General features: G+C 46.1%; 1 protein-coding gene. It reads right to left on the bottom strand.

Translation table 11 applies throughout. The features are described 5' to 3' along the window. Positions 1-593, bottom strand: a 593-nt coding sequence (locus tag QVP35_RS08290; protein ID WP_288187820.1) for a pyridoxal phosphate-dependent aminotransferase, incomplete at its 3' end; no start/stop codon positions are given. Between the last annotated feature and the right edge of the window lie 64 nt (positions 594-657).

Genomic DNA, 657 nt, shown 5'->3' with positions numbered 1-657 from the left:
CGGTTATATTTCAGGCAGCCTGCCAGTTCATAGTCCTGTCCTTTCGGGACAAAATCCAGGAAACACTCGTCCACTGCAAAAAATACCTGATGTTCTCTGCACTTTTGTGAGAGTTTCAGCAGCATTTCCCTATCGGTCAGTTCTCCTGTGGGATTGTTTGGATTGCACAAAAACACCATATCCAAAGCCGGTGTGATTTCTGAAAGGATCTTCTCTGTCACACGGAATTCTTCCTGTTCTGTCAAATAAAAATAGGTTATCTGACAGCCCACACTTTTCAGTGCCTGTTCATATTCTGCGAAGGTCGGAGCTAAGATCAAAGCTTTCTTAGGCTTTAACGCCAGTGTCAGGGCGAAAATAAGATCTGCAGCGCCGTTGCCGCAGATCAGCCAGGACTCAGGAACCTGTTCCCACTCTGATAATGCCTTTTTTAATTTGCTGCAGTGAACGTCCGGGTAATGTTCGATTCCTTCGGCCGATTTCCGAACAGCTTCTTTGACACTCTCCGGCGTTCCAAGAGGATTTACATTGGCGGAAAAATCAGTTATATGCCCGTGACGGTAAATATCTCCCCCGTGTATATGTTTCTTCATGCCGCTCCTCCTTCCGGTCAAAACTTCCATCCGATACACATAAGTATAATCCCAAAAACGGCGG

It is taken from the genome of Anaerostipes sp. CAG:276 (genome assembly GCF_000432215.1).
GTDB classification, from domain to species: Bacteria; Bacillota; Clostridia; order Lachnospirales; family Lachnospiraceae; genus Anaerostipes; species Anaerostipes caccae.
This window is presented reverse-complemented; position numbering and strand designations above follow the sequence as displayed.